This is a genomic window from Streptomyces sp. NPDC006265, from assembly GCF_040613555.1.
In the GTDB taxonomy this organism is placed as follows: domain Bacteria; phylum Actinomycetota; class Actinomycetes; order Streptomycetales; family Streptomycetaceae; genus Streptomyces.
On the sequence record NZ_JBEXSH010001074.1, the window covers coordinates 1 to 2,646 of the forward strand.

A 2,646-nucleotide genomic window follows, 5' to 3' on the forward strand; every position below is an offset into this window, starting at 1 on the left:
TGCCAAACGCCGCACCGGTATCACCGCGGCTTCCCTCGCGGGTGTTCTCACCCGCGCAGGATTCACACGGGCGGACCTGAATTGGGACAGCACAGGCGCCCGAAACCTGCTTGTCCGGCGTCGCGGCGCCGCACCCCCGCTCACCGTCGGACAGCGCGACACCGCGACCGGCCCCGTTCTGCACGTGGCCGGCGACCTCGACTTCGACCAGGCCCCCGTACTCCCCCGTACTGCGCGGCCGGCTCGACCGGCTCGACCTGTCACCGGGGCAGTGTCTGGTCCTCGAACTGTCCGGCCTCGCGTTCTGCGACTCCTCGGGCATCACCGCCCTGCTCGCCGCCCGCCAGCACGCCCTGGCCGCCGACGCCGACATCGTCCTGGCCGCCGTACCGGCGAACCTGCTGCGCGTCCTCACCCTCGTCGGCCTCGACCAGGTCTTCACGCTGCGCCCGGACTTCAGCGCCGCGTCATGACCCGTCCTCGGCCCCGGCCCGGACGAAGACCGGCTTGAGGTGCTTCTCCGGCAGCGCGGCCGGCAGGTCCTCCCAGTCGATGACGTGGGAGACGACCTTCCCGGGGTCGACCCCGCCTGAGGCGGCGAGCGCGAGGGCGTCGGGGATGTGGGCGCGTACGCTGTCGCGGGCGACGCGCAGGGTGACTCCGGTGAGGTACATGTCGAGCAGGGGCAGTTCACCCGGGCGGAAGTGGTTGCCGGCGCTCTCGCAGATTCCCTCGGGCGCCAGGCACTTGACGGCCAGGCCGAGCTGGTCGACGCGGCCGGTCGCCTCGACGGCGATGTCGTAGCTCTGCGGCAGGGGCTCCAGGACCTCGGCGGTGGTGGCGCCGAAGTCACGTGCGAGGGCGCGGTGTTCGGGGTCGGGGTCGACGTAGAGCACCTCGGAGGCGCCCAATGCGCGGGCGATGTCGCAGACGTACACCCCGATGCTGCCGCGGGCGACGACCAGGACCCGCGCTCCCGGGCGGGCCGTCAGGTGCGGGGCGACCAGGCGCCAGGCCAGGGACCAGTTGTCGCTGGCGGAGGCCAGGGCGACCGGGTCGAGGCCGGTGGGCAGTGGCACCAGCATGGCGTCGGCGTAGGGCACGCGGACCAGGTCGGAGAAGAGTCCGCCCCAGCTCCCGCCGATCGGCGCGCCGTACATCGCCATGTAGGGGACGGTGGCGCAGTGCGCGGTCAGTCCGGCCCGGCAGCGGTCGCAGGTGCCGCAGTTGATGGACCAGGGGACGACGACCAGGTCACCGGGGGCGACGGTGGTGACGGCGTCACCGGTCTCGACGACCCGGGCGACGCATTCGTGGCCGAGGGCGAAAGGCGGTTCCATGCTGTATCCGATGTGCGGCTTCCGCCGCGTGGCGTGACCGGCCAGGATGGCGGAGTCCACGTCACAGGGGGTGGCGGCGACGGGTGCCACGATCGCCTCGCCGTCGGACCGGAGCTTCGGGTCGGGCACCTCGCGCCACTCGACGGTTCGCTTGGCGACGTAGGTCAGTTCACGCATCGGTCCGCCGCCCCTTCGCGAGCGTGACGAGGTCGGCGTGGCGGATGACGGCGCCGCCCGCGCCCCAGGTGCCGTCGGGCTGCTCGTTCACCAGGACCCACACGCGCAGGGCGTCGTCCGGGGTGAGTCCGGCGGCGGACAGGACGGTCCTGGTCGTCTCCTCGACGAGGCCGGCCTTGCGGCGCTCGGACAGGGCGCCCTGCGGGATGGTGACCTCCACCAGGAAGCGCGGGACGTCGTCCTCGGCGGTCCGCTGGGCGCCCTCGGGCAGCTCGACGAGGTTGCTCCACGCCTGGGCGCGGAAGAACGCCGTGTCGGGTGCGCCCTCCCAGCGCAGCAGCACCTCGGCGAGTTCGCGCTGGACGCTGTCGCGGCCCGCTTCGGTCAGGGCACCGGCGGGGGTGGTGAGCCGGATCATCGGCATGGGCAGACCTCTCCCTTCGTTCGCCGCCTCGGGTGACGCGGCTGCGTGACGACCTCTATGACAGTCGTTATAAGTCCCGGCCACGCTAGACTATGACGGCTGTTATAGCCAGTGGGGTCAGAAGGGACCGTGCACGTGACCAAGCCCAGTCCGACGGCGCGCGAGCGGATCGTGGCCGGTGCCGCCGACATGATCAGCCGGCGCGGCCTGAACGCGACGAGCATCCGCGAGACGGCCAAGCACGCCCGGGCACCGCTGGGCTCGACGTACCACTACTTCCCCGAGGGCAAGCAGCAGCTGGCCACCGAGGCGGTGCGCCTCACGGGGGCGTGGGCCGCCCGCAGCCTGCGCAAGGAGCTGGCGGCGGGACCGGTCGCCGGACTGCGGGCCTTCCTCGACCTGTGGCGCGGGATCGTGATGGACAGCGACTTCCGGGCGGGCTGCCCGGTCCTCGCCGTCTCGATCGAGGAGCCCCCGACGGACGAGACGCCCACTGCCCTGGCGGCGGCCGCCGCCGTCTTCGAGGAGTGGGAGGGCCTGCTGGCCGGGTCGCTGCGCGAGCACGGTGCCGAGCCCGAGCAGGCGGCCCAGCTGGCGACGCTGATCGTCGCGGCGGTCGAGGGGACCGTGGCCATGTGCCGCGCCAAGCGCAGTACGCAACCGCTGGACCACACGGCCGCACAGCTGCAGGCGCTCATCGTCGGC

At 72.8% G+C, this 2,646-nt stretch carries 4 protein-coding genes; 2 read left to right on the forward strand and 2 right to left on the reverse strand.

What is annotated here, in order from left to right; genetic code table 11:
• The first annotated feature begins 110 nt into the window (after positions 1-110).
• Positions 111-473, forward strand: coding sequence for an STAS domain-containing protein (locus ABZ281_RS45375; protein WP_356664229.1), 363 nt, complete (start codon positions 111-113; stop codon positions 471-473).
• On the opposite strand, the gene ABZ281_RS45380 is transcribed toward ABZ281_RS45375, so the two are convergent.
• A complete protein-coding gene (locus tag ABZ281_RS45380) occupies positions 468-1,517 on the reverse strand; it encodes an alcohol dehydrogenase catalytic domain-containing protein (RefSeq protein ID WP_356664231.1) in 1,050 nt (349 codons plus the stop codon). The two genes, ABZ281_RS45375 and ABZ281_RS45380, sit on opposite strands and share 6 nt — an antisense overlap.
• On the reverse strand, positions 1,510-1,941 hold the full coding sequence (locus ABZ281_RS45385; protein WP_356664233.1) for a tautomerase family protein: 432 nt from the start codon (positions 1,939-1,941) through the stop codon (positions 1,510-1,512). Before ABZ281_RS45385 ends, ABZ281_RS45380 begins: the two co-directional genes overlap by 8 nt.
• Before the next feature lie 135 nt (positions 1,942-2,076).
• On the opposite strand from ABZ281_RS45385, the gene ABZ281_RS45390 reads away from it, so the two are divergent.
• A partial coding sequence (locus tag ABZ281_RS45390; protein WP_356664235.1) for a TetR/AcrR family transcriptional regulator occupies positions 2,077-2,646 on the forward strand: 570 nt, incomplete at its 3' end.